This window comes from Streptomyces abikoensis, from assembly GCF_014648775.1.
Lineage (GTDB): Bacteria > Actinomycetota > Actinomycetes > Streptomycetales > Streptomycetaceae > Streptomyces > Streptomyces abikoensis.
The window spans coordinates 46,690-61,763 of the sequence record NZ_BMRT01000002.1 but is presented as its reverse complement, the minus strand read 5'-3'; the positions used below and the strand labels follow the sequence as shown (position 1 = coordinate 61,763).

Genomic DNA, 15,074 nt, shown 5'->3' with positions numbered 1-15,074 from the left:
TTCCCTGCTCTCCCGTCAGCCCTTTCCGCCGTCGGTGAGCTGCTCCGTGGCCTCGTGGGCTGCCCGGTTGAGACGGCGCGTCACCTCCAGGAGGAAGGCGAGCCGCTCGTCGTCGTAGTCGTCCAGGACGGCCGTCACCGTCCTGCCGAACCCGGCGAAGACCTCCTGCATCTCGGCGTCGTGCCGGCCGGTGGCGACCACGACGACCTTGCGCCGGTCGGCCGTGCCGCGCCGGCGCTCGATGAAGCCGCGCCGCTCCAGGCGGTCGAGCACGGCGGTGACGGCCGAGGTGCTCAGACCGGTGGCCGCCGCGATCCTCCCGGCCGTCGGCTCCTCCTCGTGGCGTACCAGGTCGAGGCACTTGAGGTCCGTGAAGTTCAGCCCGAACCGCTCGGCGATCGCGCCGTGCAGCATCAGCCCGCGACCCGCCTGGTCGCGCATGGCCTTCATCAGGGAGTCGATCAGCTCGGACCTGTTCCCGCCGGACCTGTTCTCGGTTGACACGGCACACCTCGGCAGCTATATCTCGATGGGACGGATATTTCGATGCATGGGAATATCCGCTTCCTGGAATTATTCTAGGTGCCTGGAGGCGACCGTGCACACCCGGACCACACCCGTCCTGATCGTCGGAGCCGGCCTCGGCGGCCTGTCCACCGCGCTCTTCCTCGGACTCCACGGCGTGCCCGCGCTGGTGGCCGAGCGTCACCCCGGTACGTCGCTGGAGCCGAAGGCCCGCGGTCAGATGCCCGCCGCCATGGAGGCGCTCCGCGCCGCCGGGCTGGAGCGGGCCTTCCTCGACGCGGCGCCCCCGGGGCGGCCCGAGATGACCATCGCCATCGCGGAGAGCGTGACCGGGCGGGTGTTCCACAGCATCACCGAGGCCATGCCGGACTTCGCGCGGTACTCGCCCGCCCCCACCGGCATGGTCAGCCAGGAGCGCGCGGAGCCGCTGCTGGCCGCGCGCGCCGCCGAGCTCGGCGCGGACATACGGTTCTCCACCCGCCTGGAGTCCTTCACCGACGGGCCGGACGGCGTCACCGCCGTCCTGCGCGACCTGACCACCGGCGAGGCGTACGAGGTCGAGGCCGCCTACCTGGTGGGCGCGGACGGTCATCGCGGCGGGATCCGCGAGGCGGCCGGCATCGGCGCCCACGGGCGCGGCACCATCGGCGAGAGCACCAGCCTCCTCTTCGAGGCCGACCTCGACCTGGCCCTCGACGGCGCGGCGGTGCAGATGCACTACCTCCAGAACCCCGCGCTGCCCGGCGGCTCGGGCGCGTTCGTCTCCACCGACACGCCCGGCAGGTTCGTCGCCGCCGTCGAGGCGCGGGCGCCCCGGGACGAGGAGGGCGCCCGCGAGATCGTCCGGCTGGTCACGGGCCTTCCGGAGCTGGAGGTGAAGCTGCTCGGCGCGACGACGTGGTCGACCGCCTGCCGGGTCGCGGACCGCTTCTCGTCCGGCAGGGTGCACCTCGTCGGGGACGCCGCCCACGTGATGCCGCCGACCGGAGGGCAGGGCGGCAACAGCGCCCTGATGGACGGCCACCACCTCGCCTGGAAGCTCGCCGCGGTCGTCCGCGGCCAGGCCGGGCCCGGGCTGCTGGACAGCCACGACGCCGAACGCAGGCCCTTCGCGGAGTGCCTGGTCGAGCAGCAGTACGCCAACATGGTGCACCGGATGTCACCGCACCTGGCCGACGACACCGTGGCCGATCGGATCGACCCGGCCCGCCTGCTGTTCGGCTACCGCTGCCCGGCGGGCGCGTTCGTCCCCGAGCCGACGGCCCCCTCGGACGACGCCCTCTTCGAGGACCCGGCCGCCCCCAGCGGCCGCCCCGGCACCCGTGCGCCCCACGTCCCGCTGGCCGGCGGGTCCACGCGGGACCTGTACGGCCGCGGCTTCGTGCTGCTCACCGACGACGAGGGCCGGCGGTCCGCGGCGGAGCGGGCCGCCGAGCGTCTCGGCGTCCCCGTGGCCGTCCCGGCCCTGGCGGGGGACTGGGCGGCGGCGCACGGCGTCACCCCGTCCGGGGCGGTGCTCGTCCGGCCCGACGGCCTGATCGCCTGGCGCGAACGGGCGCAGGGCGATCCGGCGGAGGTCGAGCGGGCCCTGCGGGTGGTGCTCGACCGGTGACCGGGGGTTCCCTCAGCCGTCCTCGATGTCCGAGATGAGCTTGGTGCTCAGATCGCTCTGCACCGCCAGCCGGGTGTGCCCGGCGTCCGGGCCGGTGCCCCAGGTGAGCGTGACCGTGGTGAACAGGTGCCCGGCGCCGGAGTCGTGGTAGCGGACCGCCCAGTGGGTGGGCACGTCCTGGGCGCGCAGGACGCCGTCGGCGTGGTTGGCCTCCTCCCAGGCGGCCAGCCGCTGCCGGAGGTCCTCCGTGAGGTAGTGGGCGCGAAGCTCGTCGCTCAGGTCGTCGGTTCCGTCGTCGACGGCGTCGATGTAGGCGCCGTAGAAGTCGGCCACCCGGTCGACCGCCGAATCCGGGCTCCCCTCGCGGACCGGGCTGCCCGCGCTGCCCGCCTCGTCGTCCGGCATGAACTCCCCCTTGAGAACAGCGTGGTTCAGTCGTCGGGCTCACGCCCTTGATGACAAACTGCCCCTCTTTTCATGGAAACAGTCCTTTGAGGTGAGATATCGCCGAACGTCATGGTCTGGCCCTCGCTCAGCTCCCGGGTGCCGGCAGGTGGCGGGCGAAGAACGAGCGCACATGGTGACGTATCCACGGCACCGAGACGGCGGGGTCGACCGCGCCGACCAGCCGGATCCGGTCCTCGGCGGTGAGTAGCCCCGCCGACGCCAACTGGGGCACGAAGGCGGCGTAGTCGGTGAACACCCCGTGCGCGGCCCGGTCGAGGCACCGCCGCTCCGTGCGCCCGCCAGGGTGGGCGAGCACGGCCGACCAGGACCGTTCGAGCTGCCGCCGCTCGGGAAAGCCGTCGGTGCCCAGCAGGAGCAGCGGCCGGTCCACCCCGTGGCGGGCGACCGGATACGGCTCTCCCGCGCGCCCGGGGCCCTCGGCCGGGTGGTCGAGATAGCCCTCCATGTCGACGGCCGCGCGGACGCGCCGGTCCTCGTACATGGCCTCGGCGACGGTGGTGCCGCCCGCCGAGTGGCCGTACGCGCCGACCCGGCGCGGGTCCAGCGCGCGGCCGAGGCCCTCGGGCAGCGGCCGCCCCGCCGCGTCCGGGTTCCGTCCGGCCGCCAGCGCCTCCAGCGCGTCCAGGACGAAACGGACGTCCGCGATCCGGGTGTCGATCACGGTGCGGAAGAGCGGCGGGTCCCTGCGCGGATCGCCCCGGAAGACGGTCTCGCGCCAGAGCTCGGGACGGCCGCCCCTCGTGCCCGGGAACTCGACCACGCCCGCGTCGCCCGGATGATCGACCGTCACCACCGCGTAGCCGTGGCTCGCGAGCTCCTCGGCGAGCCCGGTGCCCATGGCGCGCGGATCGCCGCCACCCGGGCTGTACAGCAGCACCGGCCGCCGCCGTCCGGGCCGCGCGGGCGCTCCGGCGTACGAATGGGTCAAGGTGGCCGCCCAGTCCACGCCGCTCGGGGGCAGGCCCGGGTGGATCGCGGCGGCGGTCTCCGGGAACTTCCGCGCCGCGAGGGCGGACATCTGCGGGGCCACGGGCCTGCCGTGCACCGCGCGGGCCGGGTAGAAGACCGTGACCATCAGCTCCCGCACCGGAATCGAGGGTGTCAAGGGGTCGGGCCGGGAACGGTCGACCAGATACAGCGTGGTGACCCCGGTCGGGTACGGGCCGGTCGGCCTCGGCAGGCGCAGGGTGACGCCGGTCGTGGCACGAGACCGCTGCCGCTGCCGTGCCCGAGCCGGTGTCGCACCGTCCGCGAGCAGCAGCGCGGCACCCGCCAGCACGGCCGATCTGACGACGCCTCGCCGGGTCGTCGCTCCTGTAGGGAACATGATCTTCCTCTCATCTCTCCGTCGACGCGGCCTTTATGCTGCGGCCCGGAGGGGAGCGAGGGCGAAGGTTGAGGCCCTGGCCGAAACGATGGCGCGCGGCCACCCCGAGGTGCCGTCCGAGGAGAGCAGTGATCAGGATCCACTTCACCGCCGCCGACTTCGCCGGGGTCCGCTTCGCGCCCCGGGCGGCCCCGCTGCTGGAGCTGAACACGGCCCTGATGAAGCTGCTGACCCCCGGCGACGAACTGCTCTACGGCCGCTGGCGGAGACGGTCGCTCCACTCCCTGCCGGCCGCCGCCGGGGCACTGGCGGACCTCGTCCCCGCCGGCCGGGCACCCGGCTTCCTCGACGTGTTCGACGACTCCCTCCCGGACGCGCTCGACGCCGCCCGGCAGTGGCACCCCGACCGGATCCGCTCGGAGATCGAGCGGGTCTACGCCGGGCACCCCGCGCCGCCCCCGCCCTGGCTCCGCGACCTCCACCGGGGCGAAGCCGGCGGCTGGCGCGTCCTGCGGCGGGCGCAGCACGCGGCGTTCGAGAGCGTGGTGCGTCCCGTGTGGCCCGTGGTGCAGGACCTCCATCAGCGGGAGTTCACCCGTCACGCCCTGGCGGTGGCCGAGCACGGCCTCGGCGCCGCGCTCGCCGGCCTCGTGCCGGGCGCGCGGCTGCGCGGGAGCGTCTGGGAGCTGCCCGGGACCGGGGAGCGGGACGTCGAGCCCGGCGGACGCGGCCTGGTGCTGCGGCCCACCTTCCACTGGACCGGGCACCCGCTCGTCTCCGACCTGCCCGGCCGCCCCGTCCACGTGACCTTCCCCGCCGGGCCCGGCCTGCCGCTCACCCCGGCGGGTCCGGACGACCGGGGCGGCCCGGAGGAGGCGCTGGCGCGGGTGCTCGGGCGCACCCGTTGCGAGATGCTGCTCCTCCTCGCGGAGGAGCACACCACGAGCGGTCTCGCCCGGCGGCTGGGCGTCAGCGACGCCACGGCCTCCGCCCACGCCGCCGCCCTGCGCGGGGCCGGGCTCGTCACCACCGTCCGCGCCGGGCGGGCCGTCCTCCACCGGCGCACCGCCATGGGGACCCTCCTGGTGGGACGGGACGAAAAATGGGGTCACAAGCCGTAGATCGACGGCATCGTGCTGGGGGCGGTCTTCGTCACGGCCCGCTCTCATCCGCCGGCCTGATGCCGCCGCCCGGGGGATGGCCCGTCAGGAGGATCGTGTCCGATACCCGGTGACGATGCGCCGGAGCCGGCCCCGGGCGATGCTGTAGAGGCACGCTGAGCGAGTCGGGCACGGGAGACCGTGTCCCTCAACGGGGGTTCGCGAAAAGTGTTTGATTACATCGGCCACTTCGCCGATCGCATGGAGAAGCTCAAGGAATCCGGGCAGTACCGCACGTTCGTCGAGATCGAACGGCTCGCCGGTCGCTTCCCGCAAGCCCTGCACCACGGGCCCCAAGGGGTCCGGGAGGTCACCGTCTGGTGCAGCAACGACCATCTGGGCATGGGCCAGCACCCCGACGTGCTGGCCGCGATGCGCAGGACGCTCGACACCTCCGGGGCCGCCGCCGGCGGGTCGCGGAACATCTCCGGGACCACCCCGCACCACGTCGCCCTGGAACGGGAGGTCGCCGACCTCCACGGCAAGGAGAGCGGGCTGACGTTCATCACCGGCTACGCGGCCAACGACGCCGCCCTGTACGTCCTGGGGAAGACCCTCCCCGACTGCGTCTTCTTCTCCGACCGGCTCAACCACGCCTCGATGATCTCGGCGATGCGGGCCAGCGGCGCCGAGCGCCACGTCTTCGACCACAACGACCCCGCCGACCTCAACCGGCGGCTGAACGAGGTGCGCCCCGGGCGCCCGAAGGTCGTCGCCTTCGAATCGGTCTACTCCATGGACGGCGACGTCGCGCCCATGGCCGAGCTCTGCGCGGTCGCCCAGCGGCACGACGCTTTCGTGTACGTCGACGAGGCGCACACGGTCGGCATGTACGGGCCCGAGGGCGCCGGCCTGGCCGCCCAGCTCGGCGTCGGCGACGAGATCACGCTCCTGATGGGGACGTTCGCCAAGGGTTACGGCACCGCCGGCGGCTATGTGGCGGGCCCCGGGCCCGTCGTCGACGCCATCCGCAGCCTCGCGCCCGCCTTCATCTTCACCCTGTCCATGCCGCCGGCGGTCGCCGCCGGCGCCCTGACGAGCGTGCGGCACCTGCGGCGCAGCGACATCGAACGCGCGGGGCTCCACGAGCGGGCCCGGCTGCTGAAGGCCCTGCTCCGCGACGCCCGCATCCCGCTGGTGAGCGACCAGAGCCACATCGTGCCCGTGCTCGTCGGCGACCCGGAACGCTGCCGCGAGCTGGCCCGCACACTGCTGGAACGGCACCGGATGTACGCCCAGCCGATCAACTTCCCGAGCGTGCCCCGGGGCACCGAGCGCCTGCGCATCAACCCCTCCCCGGTCCACCAGCCGCTGGAGGTCCACCGGTTCGCCGACGCGCTCCGCCGCTGCTGGGACGAGCTGGACCTGCCCCGCACCGCACCGGCGCGCGTACGCGCCCGGTCGGCGTGACCGGCTCCGGCCCGGCGACCGGCCTCGCCCCCCGCCTCCCGGCAGGGGGCGAGGCCGTGGTCACCCCATGGGCCCGCTGCGCGCTGCTGTACCTCTTCCTCTTCCTGATGGGGGCCGAGACCTTCCTGGTGTCCCCGCTGCTGCCCACGATCGCCACCGACCTGCGCGTGAGCACCGGCGCCGCCGCACAGGTCGTCACCGCCTACGTCCTGACCTACGCGGTGGCGGCCCCCCTGCTCGGCGGATTCTCCGACCGGTTCCCGCGCCGCGTCTTCATCACCGTCGGAGGCGCGCTCTTCGTCGGCGGCAACCTGCTGTGCGCCACGGCGGACAGCCTCACCGCCCTGACCGCCGCCCGCGCCCTCACCGGACTCGGCGGAGCGACGGCCGCCCCCGCCATGTGGGCCTACCTCTCCGAGTCCGCCGCCGCCCACCAGCGCGGCCGCGCCGTCGCCACGGGCGTCTCCGGCTACGCCCTCGGACAGGTCCTCGGCGTGCCGCTCGGCGGGCTCCTCTCGGACGCGGCGGGCTGGCCGTGGACGTTCGCGGCCGTCGGCGCGGGGCTGGCCCCGGTCGTGCTGCTCATAGGGTGGCGCCTGAAGGGCCCCCGGCCCACGGCCGTGTCCACCTCGCCCCTGGCGGGCTTCGCCGTGTGGCGGCAGCGCCGCCTGGCGCTGCCCCTGCTCTCCACCGGCTTCCTGCAGGCCGGCCGGCTCGGCGCGTACACGTTCGTCGGCGCGCTCTTCGCGGAACGGTACGGCTACGACACGGCACGGCTCGGCCTCATCGGCCTGCTGGTGGGCGCGGGTTCACTGACCGGCTCGGTGCTCCTCGGGCAGGTGAGCGACCGGGCGCGGCGGCGCGGCATCGGCGAGAACGTGCTGTCCGCGGGCTGCGCGCTGGTGTTCGTGGGGGCGAGCGTCGTCGCGCTGGTCAGCACGGTCGCGGCGGTCAGCCTGGCCGCGGTGTTCGTGTGGATGGTGGCCGGGGGCGCCTTCTACACCAGCCAGCAGACGTACCTCGGCGGCGCCGATCCGGCGCGGCGCGCGAGCGTCATCTCCTGGAACGGCACGCTCGACCACCTGGGGGTGGCCCTGGGGACGGCCCTGCTGAGCCCGTGGGCCGTCGCCGGCCCCGGCTTCGTCGCCGTCACGGCCGTCCTGGGGCTGACGGCGGCCGCGCTCTCGGCGACGGCGGCGCGCCGGGCGGCCGGATAGGTTCCCTCCAGGTTTCAGGAACACCTCCGCCGGTATTACGGTCGAAGGGAGCTCCGAATGCCCCCGGGGTGCGTCACGCTCCCCGGTGCGTCGACCGGTGAGGAGTGCCCGCCGTGCGTGCCGTCGAGACCCTCGAACTGGAAGGGCTGGGCAACCGCAGCTATCTGGCGGGCGGGGCCGCCGTCGCCGTGGCGATCGATCCGCCCCGCGACATCGACCGGGTCATCGCGGCCGCCGCCCGGCGCGGCACGCGGATCGGCCTCGTGGCGGAGACCCATGTGCACAACGACTACATATCCGGCGGGCTGGAGCTCGCCCGCGTCACCGGCGCCCGGTACCTGGTGCCCGAGGGCGCGGCGGTCTCCTTCGCCCGCACCCCGGTCGCCGACGGCGACACGTTCCCCGTGGACGACGGCCTGGCGCTCCGGGCCCTGGCCACCCCCGGCCACACCCCCCACCACACCTCCTACGTCCTCGAGGAGCACGGCCGGCCCGCCGCCGTCTTCACCGGCGGCTCGCTCCTCATCGGCACCGTCGGCCGCCCGGACCTGGTCGAGCCCCGGCTGACCGAGCGCCTGGCCCGCGCCCAGCACGCCTCCGCCCACCGGCTGGCCGACGAGCTCGACGACGACGTGCCCGTCCTGCCCACCCACGGCTTCGGCAGCTTCTGCTCCTCCGCCCCGGCCGGCCGCGACGCCACGACGATCGGCGCCGAACGCGGCACCAACGACGCCCTGACCAAGGACGTGGACACCTTCGTCGCCGGACTGCTCGCCGGCCTGGACGACATCCCCGCCTACTACACCCACATGGGCCCGGCCAACGCCGCCGGGCCCGCGCCCGTCGACCTCACCCCGCCCCGCCGTGCCGGCGCGAGCGAGATCGCCGCGCGGCTGGCGGCGGGGGAGTGGGTGGTGGACCTCCGCCACCGCGTCGCCTTCGCCGAGGGGCACGTCGCCGGTTCGTTCAACTTCGAGGGCGACGGCCGGCTCGCCACGTACCTCGCGTGGCTCATCCCCTGGGGCAAGCCCCTCACCCTGATCGCCGCCGGTCCCGAGGAGCTCGCCGCCGCGCAGCGGGAGCTGGTGCGCGTAGGCATCGACCGCCCGGCCGCGGCCGCCACCGGCACCCCCGCCGGCTGGGTCCGCCCGGGAGAGGCGCTACGCTCCTTCCGCCGCGCCACCTTCGCTGATCTCGCGGCCGCCCGCGCGGCCGGCGAGCGGATGGTGGTGCTGGACGTGCGCCGGGACTCCGAGCGCGCGGCGGGTTTCGTCAGCGGTTCGACGCACATCCCCGTCCACCGGCTGCGCGACCGGGTCGGTGAAGTGCCACCGGGAGAGGTGTGGGCGCACTGCGCGGGCGGGGCGCGCGCGGCGATCGCCGCGTCCCTGCTGGACGCCGCGGGACGGAACGTCGTCGCCGTGGACGACGTCTTCGACGCCGCCACCGCCGCGGGGCTCACCGTCCCCGGGCGCGGCGTCGCCTGACCGTTCCCGCCCTTTCCGCCCGTTTCCCTCCGTAGGAAGTGATCGAAGGATGCTCCCGCAGTCCCGCCACGGCTTCGGCTGTCCCGGCCCCGTAGCCACCCGGCCACAGGAACGCGTTCGCCACCACCTCGCCGCGGCGGCGGCCCGGGCCAGGGAAGGAGGGACCGGGAGCGGAGCGCCGACCGTCGGCGGAAGCCTCGGCGACGGCGTCATAGCGTGAGCGCCCTCATACTCGCCCTCGCCGCCGGAGCGGCGGTCGGGCTGGCCCTGGGCGCGCTCGGCGGAGGCGGCAGCGTCCTGGCCGTACCCGCGCTGATCTATCTGCTCGGCTTCACCCCGGCGGCGGCCACCACCGCCAGCCTGCTCATCGTCGCGGCGACCTCGGCGACCGCCCTGTACGCGCACGCCCGCGCCGGCAACGTCCGCTGGAGAACCGGCGCGCTGTTCGCGGCCTCGGGCCTCCTCCCCGCCGCGGCGGCCGGAGCCGTGGCGGCCCACCTGCCCCAGCGGGCACTGACGGCGGCCTTCGCGGCGATAGCCACCCTCGCCGCGGTCATGATGCTGCTCGGGACCCGCGAGAGACGGACCGACGACACACGGTCTGACGACACGCGGGCCGAGTACACCCGGGCCGAGTACACCCGGGCCGATGACACCCGGGCCGACGCACCGGAGCCGCCGCGCCGAGCCCCCGCCAGGGCCGCCGGGACCGGGGCCGGACTGGGCGCGCTCACCGGACTGCTCGGCGTGGGCGGCGGCTTCCTCGTCGTCCCGACGCTCGTCGCGGTGCTGGCCTTCGAGATGCAGGCCGCCGTCGGCACCAGCCTGCTCGTCATCACGACCAACTCCCTGGCCTCCCTGCTCACCCGGGGCGCCACCACCTCCGGCCTCGACTGGTCGGTCATCGCCCCGTTCGCGGCGACCGCGATCCTGGGCGCCTGGGACGGCAAACGCCTGGCCGCCAAGGTGTCCGGCACCGCGCTGCGCCGGGCGTTCGCGGTGGCCCTGCTGGCCGTGGCGGCCTTCATGCTCGTCGACGCCCTGACGTGAGCTCTTCCGGGCCCCCACCCACCCGCAACGCTTCCCCCGCCCCGGCGTTACCAGGGCGGCGCGCACCGACGAGGAACGGCGGGGAGATGGTCCACGACATCCAAGAACCCCTGCGGGGCTGGAGCAGACTGAGCACCGGGGTGGTCCACCGGGGCAGCCACCTGGACCTCCATCACGACCACGTCCTCCAACCGGACGGCACGGAAGGGACGTACGACCGCCTCACCATCGCCGACGGCGCCAGAACCGTCGCGGTCGACGCCAGGCGCCGCGTCGCGCTGGTGGAGGACGCCTTCTACCCGCCGGGGCGGCGCCTCCTCCACGTACCCGGCGGGGCGATCGCCGAAGGCGAGTGCCCACGGGAAGCGGCACGGCGCGAGTGCGAGGAGGAGACCGGCCACCGCCCCGGCACCCTCAGCCCACTCGCCGTCTACCACCCCCTGCCGTCCCGCACGTCCGCCGTGACGCACCTGTACCTCGGCACGGACCTCCACCCGTCGGCCGGCCACCACCGGGACCCCACCGAAGCCGCCATGACGGTCCGGTGGATCCCCCTCGACGACGCGGTGGCCGCCGTACGGGCCGGGGAGATCACCGAGGCGGGGAGCGTCATCGGCCTGCTCATGGCGGCCCGTGCCCTGGACCGTTGATTCCCGTGCCCGTTACGAGCGGTGCCCCGCCCTCAGGTAGAAGCGCAACAGCCGTGTCCTGTCCTCGCCCAGGACGGGCGTGGCCCCCTCGATCAGCTCGTCCAGCCGCGTGCGCTCGTCGGCGGGCAGTGCCGCGTACGCGGTGGGGGCGTCGGCGGGGCCCCAGCGCAGGACGGCGGTACGGGCCCGCTCCCGGAGCCGGTGGTCGGCGTCGTCGAGCAAGGTCAGGCAGCACCGGAGCTGGAACATCCCGCGCTGCGTGGCGAGCAGCCGGAAGGCAGCCGCCCGGACGTGCCGGGGCCGGTCGGCGGCCAGCCGTTCCCACAGGCACGACTCGGGGAGCCGGCCTCCCGAGGAGACGAGCGCGGTGGACACCTCACGGGTGACGGCCGCCGACGGGTCGTCCAGCGACGGCCGCAGGAGCTCGGCGTCGACCGCGCCCAGGGCGCGCAGCGCGGCGACGGCGTGGGCCCGCACCCGAGCGACCGGGTGAGCCAGCAGGGGATGGAGCAGCGCGGCGTCCTCGCGGGTGCCGCACTCGCCCAGACCGGCCGCCGCACCGGGCGGTACGTCCGCCAAGGGGCCGGCGCACAGCTCGCGGTAGCGCGGCAGCGGATCGGTGCCCCGCTGCCGCAGCACCCAGCGCGCGCAGGCGCGGACGATGCCCGCGCGGTCGGCGAGGAACGCCGTGGCCTCGTCGTGGCGCCCGGTGCGGTGGAGCGCGGTCACCCCGGACGCGCGCACCCGGGGGGCCCGGGCGCGCAGCAGCGGTTCCAGGAGCTCGCCGTGCCGGCCGTCCTTCATGTGGGCGAGGACGGCGTCGGCGCAGATGTCCTGGACGACGACGTCGGTGTCCGTGGCCGCGATACGGGCGAGTCGCGCCGGGGAGAGGCGGTTCCGGCGCACGGCGATCCGGTGGCCGAGCCGACGGGTGGCCGGGTCGCGGCTGTCCAGCAGAACGTCCGTCACCTCCCCGTCGGCGCTCTCCAGGACCTCCATGAGCAGGTCGTGGGCGTGGGCGCCGTGCCGTCGCACGGCCGTGCGCAGCGCGACGGCGGTGACGAGGGCGACGGTGCGCGGCGCCGCGCCCGCCAGCCCGGCGCGCAGCAGCGCCCGGGCCAGGTCCCGCACCGGGGGCACCCAGTCCGAGCAGCGCACGGCCACGAGCGGCAGCAGCGCCGGAACGCCGGCGGCACGTTCCAGGGCGGCTTGCCGTACGCGACCGTCGGGGTGGCACAGGGCGACGGCCAGGACGGGTTCCCCGGGCGGCGGTTCCGCCATCTCGAGCCAGACCATGGAGGGCAGGGCGGACGACCAGAACCACGGCAGCCGTCGCACTCCGAGGTCGAGGGTGACCCACCGCTGGGGGTCGCCGGTGTCGAGAAGCGACTCCAGGGTCGTCCTCCCGGCCGGGTGCCGGGCGGCGGTGGCGACCGCGAGGGCCAGGTCGTCGACGTCGGCGCGCCGGGTGTTCATAAGGGGCATTCCTTGGAAAGCATGGGAAAGCGAGGGTGAACAAGGGTGAAAGGGCCATCCTTCACCGGGCGTCACTCTCCGGCCAAATGCTTTCCTCAACCGTCGGCGGCGGCCGGGCGCACCTCGAGGACGGTGGCCGTGGCGGTGACGGGCCGGCGCTCGTGCATCGTGAAGCGTTGACCGGGCTGGAGGTGGCCCCAGAGCGAGGGGGTGAGGGGCGCGAGGCGGATCGAGGCGCGTTCGCCGGGTTCCAGCGCGTCCCTGCCTTCGACCCAGAGCGAGGCGATGGCGAACGCTGTGTCGCCGGTGGGCGTGCGGTGTCCGATGTCCCACACCGGCCGCAGGACTCCGTGGCCGGGGATGGGCGTCCGGCGTGGGGAGTTCTCCGGCAGGGACAGTTCCGCGCGGATGACGCCGTGGCGGGTCTCGTACGCGCGCCAGTGGCACCAGGCGGTGCTTCGCCGCATCCGTAGTCGACCGGCGGCGTCCGCGAGGGTCTCCCAGAAGGCGAGGGGCAGAGCGGGACCGTCCCGGTGTTCCTCCAGGAGGTTGAGGGCGAACTCCCAGTCGTCCTGGGCGAGACAGTCCCAGACGTCCCGCACGGTGAGGTCGTCGTCGGTGGCGGTGCTCTCGGGCACCAGGAGGGAGGCGGCTTCCAGTAGCCCGGGAACGTCCATCCGCCGATTGTCGTCCACCGATCAGGCGTGCCGCCCCGCGAAGGGCATGGGTGTGGCCGCCGCGTGGCGGCGGTAGCCGCCGGGGGGAAGGCCGTACGCGCGCTTGAACGCCTTGGCGAAGGCGAACTCGGAGCCGTAGCCGGTGCGGGTGGCGACGACGCTCAGGGGATGGTCGGCCTCACGCAGCAGCCGGGCCGCCGTCGTCATCCGCCAGCGCGTCAGATAGGCCAGCGGAGGCTCCCCGACGAGGGTGTGGAACCGGCGGGCGAAGGTGGCCCGGGACGTTCCGGCGCGGGCGGCCAGCGACTCGACGCTCCACCGGGCGGCCGGGTCCTCGTGGATGGCCGTGAGCGCCGGGGCGATCACCGGGTCCCGGAGCGCGGCGGACCAGCCCGCCACCGCCGTCGCCGGCTGTTCCTCCAGCCACGCCCGCAGCACGTACAGCAGGAGGGCGTCGATCAGCGCCGGCACGATGCCGGCCGCACCGGCCCGTTCCTCCTCCAGCTCGGCGCGCAGGAGCCCGACGGCGGCGGAGAGTTCGGGATGCCGTCCGTGCCGGGTCTCCAGGTGGACGACCTCGGGCAGTTGACGGACCAGCGGGTGCGGCCGTCCCTGGTCCAGGTGGTAGGCGCCGCAGAGCAGCGTGGTGCGGGCGCCGTCCCCGCCCAGGGAGAGCGCGCCGATCGGCGAACCCGGGCGGAACCGCGCCGGGCCGGCGTCGACGGCGGGTGTGCCGGGGTCGTCGGCGAGCGCGTGGCTGTGGTTGTTCTGGAGGAAGACCACGTCGCCGGGGTGGAGGCGGACCGGCTCGTGGCGGGGCGCGGGCGCGGGTGCGGCGTCCTCCGGGGGGAGGAGCCAGCAGCTCCCGCGCAGGACGACGTGGAACCCCGCCCCGGCCACCGGCGGCAGGCGCAGCCCCCAGGGGGCGCGCCCCTCGGTGCGGACGGAGGCCGGGCGTCCCGTGCGCATCGATCCGAGTACTTCGGTGAGGATGTCCATGCGCGTCCCGGGGTGCGTCGTCGTGCGTCGTCTTGCGGGGTGATCGTCTCAGACGGCGGTCTCGTCCCGGACGGTGAGGACGATCTTCCCCTGCGTGCGGCCCGTGCCGAGCAACTCGTGCGCCTCGGCCACGTCCTCGAGCGGGAAGGTCGCGGCGATGTGCGGACGGACGCGCCCCGCGTCGACGAGCGCGGCGATCCCGGCCAGGCCCTCGGCGTCCGGCTCGACGGACACCCCGGCGAAGCGCCGCCCGGCGGCCCGGACGCGCGCGGCGAGGTCCAGGTCGCGGTGCTGCATGATGCTGACGAGGATGCCGCCGGGGCGCAGGACGCGAAGCGAACGGTCGCCCTCGGCCGAGGAGTCGAGGACCACGTCGAGGTCACCCAGCACCTCGGTGAAGTCGGTGGTGCGGTAGTCGACGACCTCGTCGGCGCCGAGGCCGCGCACGAAGTCGTGCTTGGCCTCGCTCGCCAGCGCGATGACGTGGGCGCCGCGCGCCTTCGCGATCTGCACCGCGAGGTGGCCGACGCCGCCGGCGGCGCGGTGGATCAGCACCCGGTCGCCGGCCTTCACCCCGGCCGCGCCCACCAGGGACTGCCAGGCGGTGAGCCCGGCGAGCGGCAGCGCCGCCGTGTGCGCGTGGTCGAGCGAGGCGGGCCGCCGGGCGAGGTGGCTCGCCGGCACGGCCACGTACTCGGCGTAGCCGCCGGCGGCGCGCGGGAAGAGCGGCATCCCGTAGACCTCGTCGCCGACCGCGAACCCCGCGCCCTCGGCGGCCTCCTCGACCACGCCGGAGACGTCCCAGCCGATGCCGAAGGGCGGCTCGCCGAGCAGCGGGAGGAAGCCGGCCCGCACGGCGGCGTCCACGGGGTTCAGGGCGCCGGCGTGGACCCGGACGAGCACCTCGCCGGCCTGCGGGCGCGGTCGCTCGGTCTCCACCACCTCCAGGACCTCGGGGCCTCCGAAAGCGTTCTGGGTGACGGCGCGCATGGGGTTTCTCCTTGATCGGATCGGCT

14 protein-coding genes are annotated in these 15,074 nt (G+C 74.9%); 7 read left to right on the top strand and 7 right to left on the bottom strand.

Features of this window, described 5'->3' with window-relative positions; translation table 11 throughout:
• Nucleotides 1–15: 15 nt before the first annotated feature.
• On the bottom strand, nucleotides 16–504 hold the full coding sequence (locus IE096_RS07160) for a MarR family winged helix-turn-helix transcriptional regulator (RefSeq protein ID WP_189449802.1): 489 nt from the start codon (nucleotides 502–504) through the stop codon (nucleotides 16–18).
• A 46-nt stretch (nucleotides 505–550) separates the two neighbouring features.
• On the opposite strand from IE096_RS07160, the gene IE096_RS07155 reads away from it, so the two are divergent.
• Nucleotides 551–2,137, top strand: a complete 1,587-nt coding sequence (locus IE096_RS07155; protein ID WP_189449800.1) for an FAD-dependent monooxygenase — start codon at nucleotides 551–553, stop codon at nucleotides 2,135–2,137.
• Nucleotides 2,138–2,149: 12 nt separating this feature from the next.
• Here the strand turns inward: IE096_RS07155 and IE096_RS07150 are convergent, their stop codons facing one another.
• Both IE096_RS07150 and IE096_RS07145 read right to left on the bottom strand, forming a co-directional pair.
• A complete protein-coding gene (locus tag IE096_RS07150; protein WP_189449798.1) occupies nucleotides 2,150–2,542 on the bottom strand; it encodes a hypothetical protein in 393 nt (130 codons plus the stop codon).
• A 127-nt stretch (nucleotides 2,543–2,669) separates the two neighbouring features.
• A complete protein-coding gene (locus tag IE096_RS07145; protein WP_189449796.1) occupies nucleotides 2,670–3,932 on the bottom strand; it encodes an alpha/beta hydrolase family protein in 1,263 nt (420 codons plus the stop codon).
• 128 nt (nucleotides 3,933–4,060) lie between these two features.
• On the opposite strand from IE096_RS07145, the gene IE096_RS07140 reads away from it, so the two are divergent.
• The 6 genes from IE096_RS07140 (at nucleotide 4,061) to IE096_RS07115 (ending at nucleotide 10,906) form a co-directional block, all read left to right on the top strand.
• Complete coding sequence (locus IE096_RS07140) at nucleotides 4,061–5,053, top strand: winged helix-turn-helix domain-containing protein (protein WP_189449794.1); 993 nt, start codon at nucleotides 4,061–4,063, stop codon at nucleotides 5,051–5,053.
• 207 nt (nucleotides 5,054–5,260) lie between these two features.
• Nucleotides 5,261–6,502 (top strand): 5-aminolevulinate synthase, encoded by a 1,242-nt coding sequence (gene hemA, locus IE096_RS07135; RefSeq protein ID WP_229820016.1) that lies wholly within the window; start codon nucleotides 5,261–5,263, stop codon nucleotides 6,500–6,502.
• Between the two features lie 56 nt (nucleotides 6,503–6,558).
• A complete protein-coding gene (locus tag IE096_RS07130; protein ID WP_229820015.1) occupies nucleotides 6,559–7,719 on the top strand; it encodes an MFS transporter in 1,161 nt (386 codons plus the stop codon).
• 113 nt (nucleotides 7,720–7,832) lie between these two features.
• The gene (locus IE096_RS07125) at nucleotides 7,833–9,206 is read left to right on the top strand and encodes an MBL fold metallo-hydrolase (RefSeq protein WP_189449790.1); all 1,374 of its coding nucleotides are present in this window, start codon (nucleotides 7,833–7,835) and stop codon (nucleotides 9,204–9,206) included.
• Nucleotides 9,207–9,422: 216 nt separating this feature from the next.
• Nucleotides 9,423–10,256, top strand: coding sequence for a sulfite exporter TauE/SafE family protein (locus tag IE096_RS07120; RefSeq protein ID WP_189449788.1), 834 nt, complete (start codon nucleotides 9,423–9,425; stop codon nucleotides 10,254–10,256).
• 86 nt (nucleotides 10,257–10,342) lie between these two features.
• Nucleotides 10,343–10,906 (top strand): NUDIX domain-containing protein, encoded by a 564-nt coding sequence (locus tag IE096_RS07115; RefSeq protein WP_189449786.1) that lies wholly within the window; start codon nucleotides 10,343–10,345, stop codon nucleotides 10,904–10,906.
• Between the two features lie 12 nt (nucleotides 10,907–10,918).
• Here IE096_RS07115 and IE096_RS07110 read toward each other — a convergent pair whose 3' ends face one another.
• The 4 genes from IE096_RS07110 to IE096_RS07095 form a co-directional block, all read right to left on the bottom strand.
• Nucleotides 10,919–12,382, bottom strand: coding sequence for a hypothetical protein (locus IE096_RS07110; RefSeq protein WP_189449784.1), 1,464 nt, complete (start codon nucleotides 12,380–12,382; stop codon nucleotides 10,919–10,921).
• A 95-nt stretch (nucleotides 12,383–12,477) separates the two neighbouring features.
• A complete protein-coding gene (locus IE096_RS07105) occupies nucleotides 12,478–13,059 on the bottom strand; it encodes a hypothetical protein (protein ID WP_189449782.1) in 582 nt (193 codons plus the stop codon).
• Nucleotides 13,060–13,080: 21 nt separating this feature from the next.
• Complete coding sequence (locus tag IE096_RS07100; protein WP_189449780.1) at nucleotides 13,081–14,058, bottom strand: AraC family transcriptional regulator; 978 nt, start codon at nucleotides 14,056–14,058, stop codon at nucleotides 13,081–13,083.
• Between the two features lie 48 nt (nucleotides 14,059–14,106).
• Nucleotides 14,107–15,048, bottom strand: a complete 942-nt coding sequence (locus IE096_RS07095) for an NADP-dependent oxidoreductase (RefSeq protein WP_189449778.1) — start codon at nucleotides 15,046–15,048, stop codon at nucleotides 14,107–14,109.
• Nucleotides 15,049–15,074 lie beyond the last annotated feature (26 nt).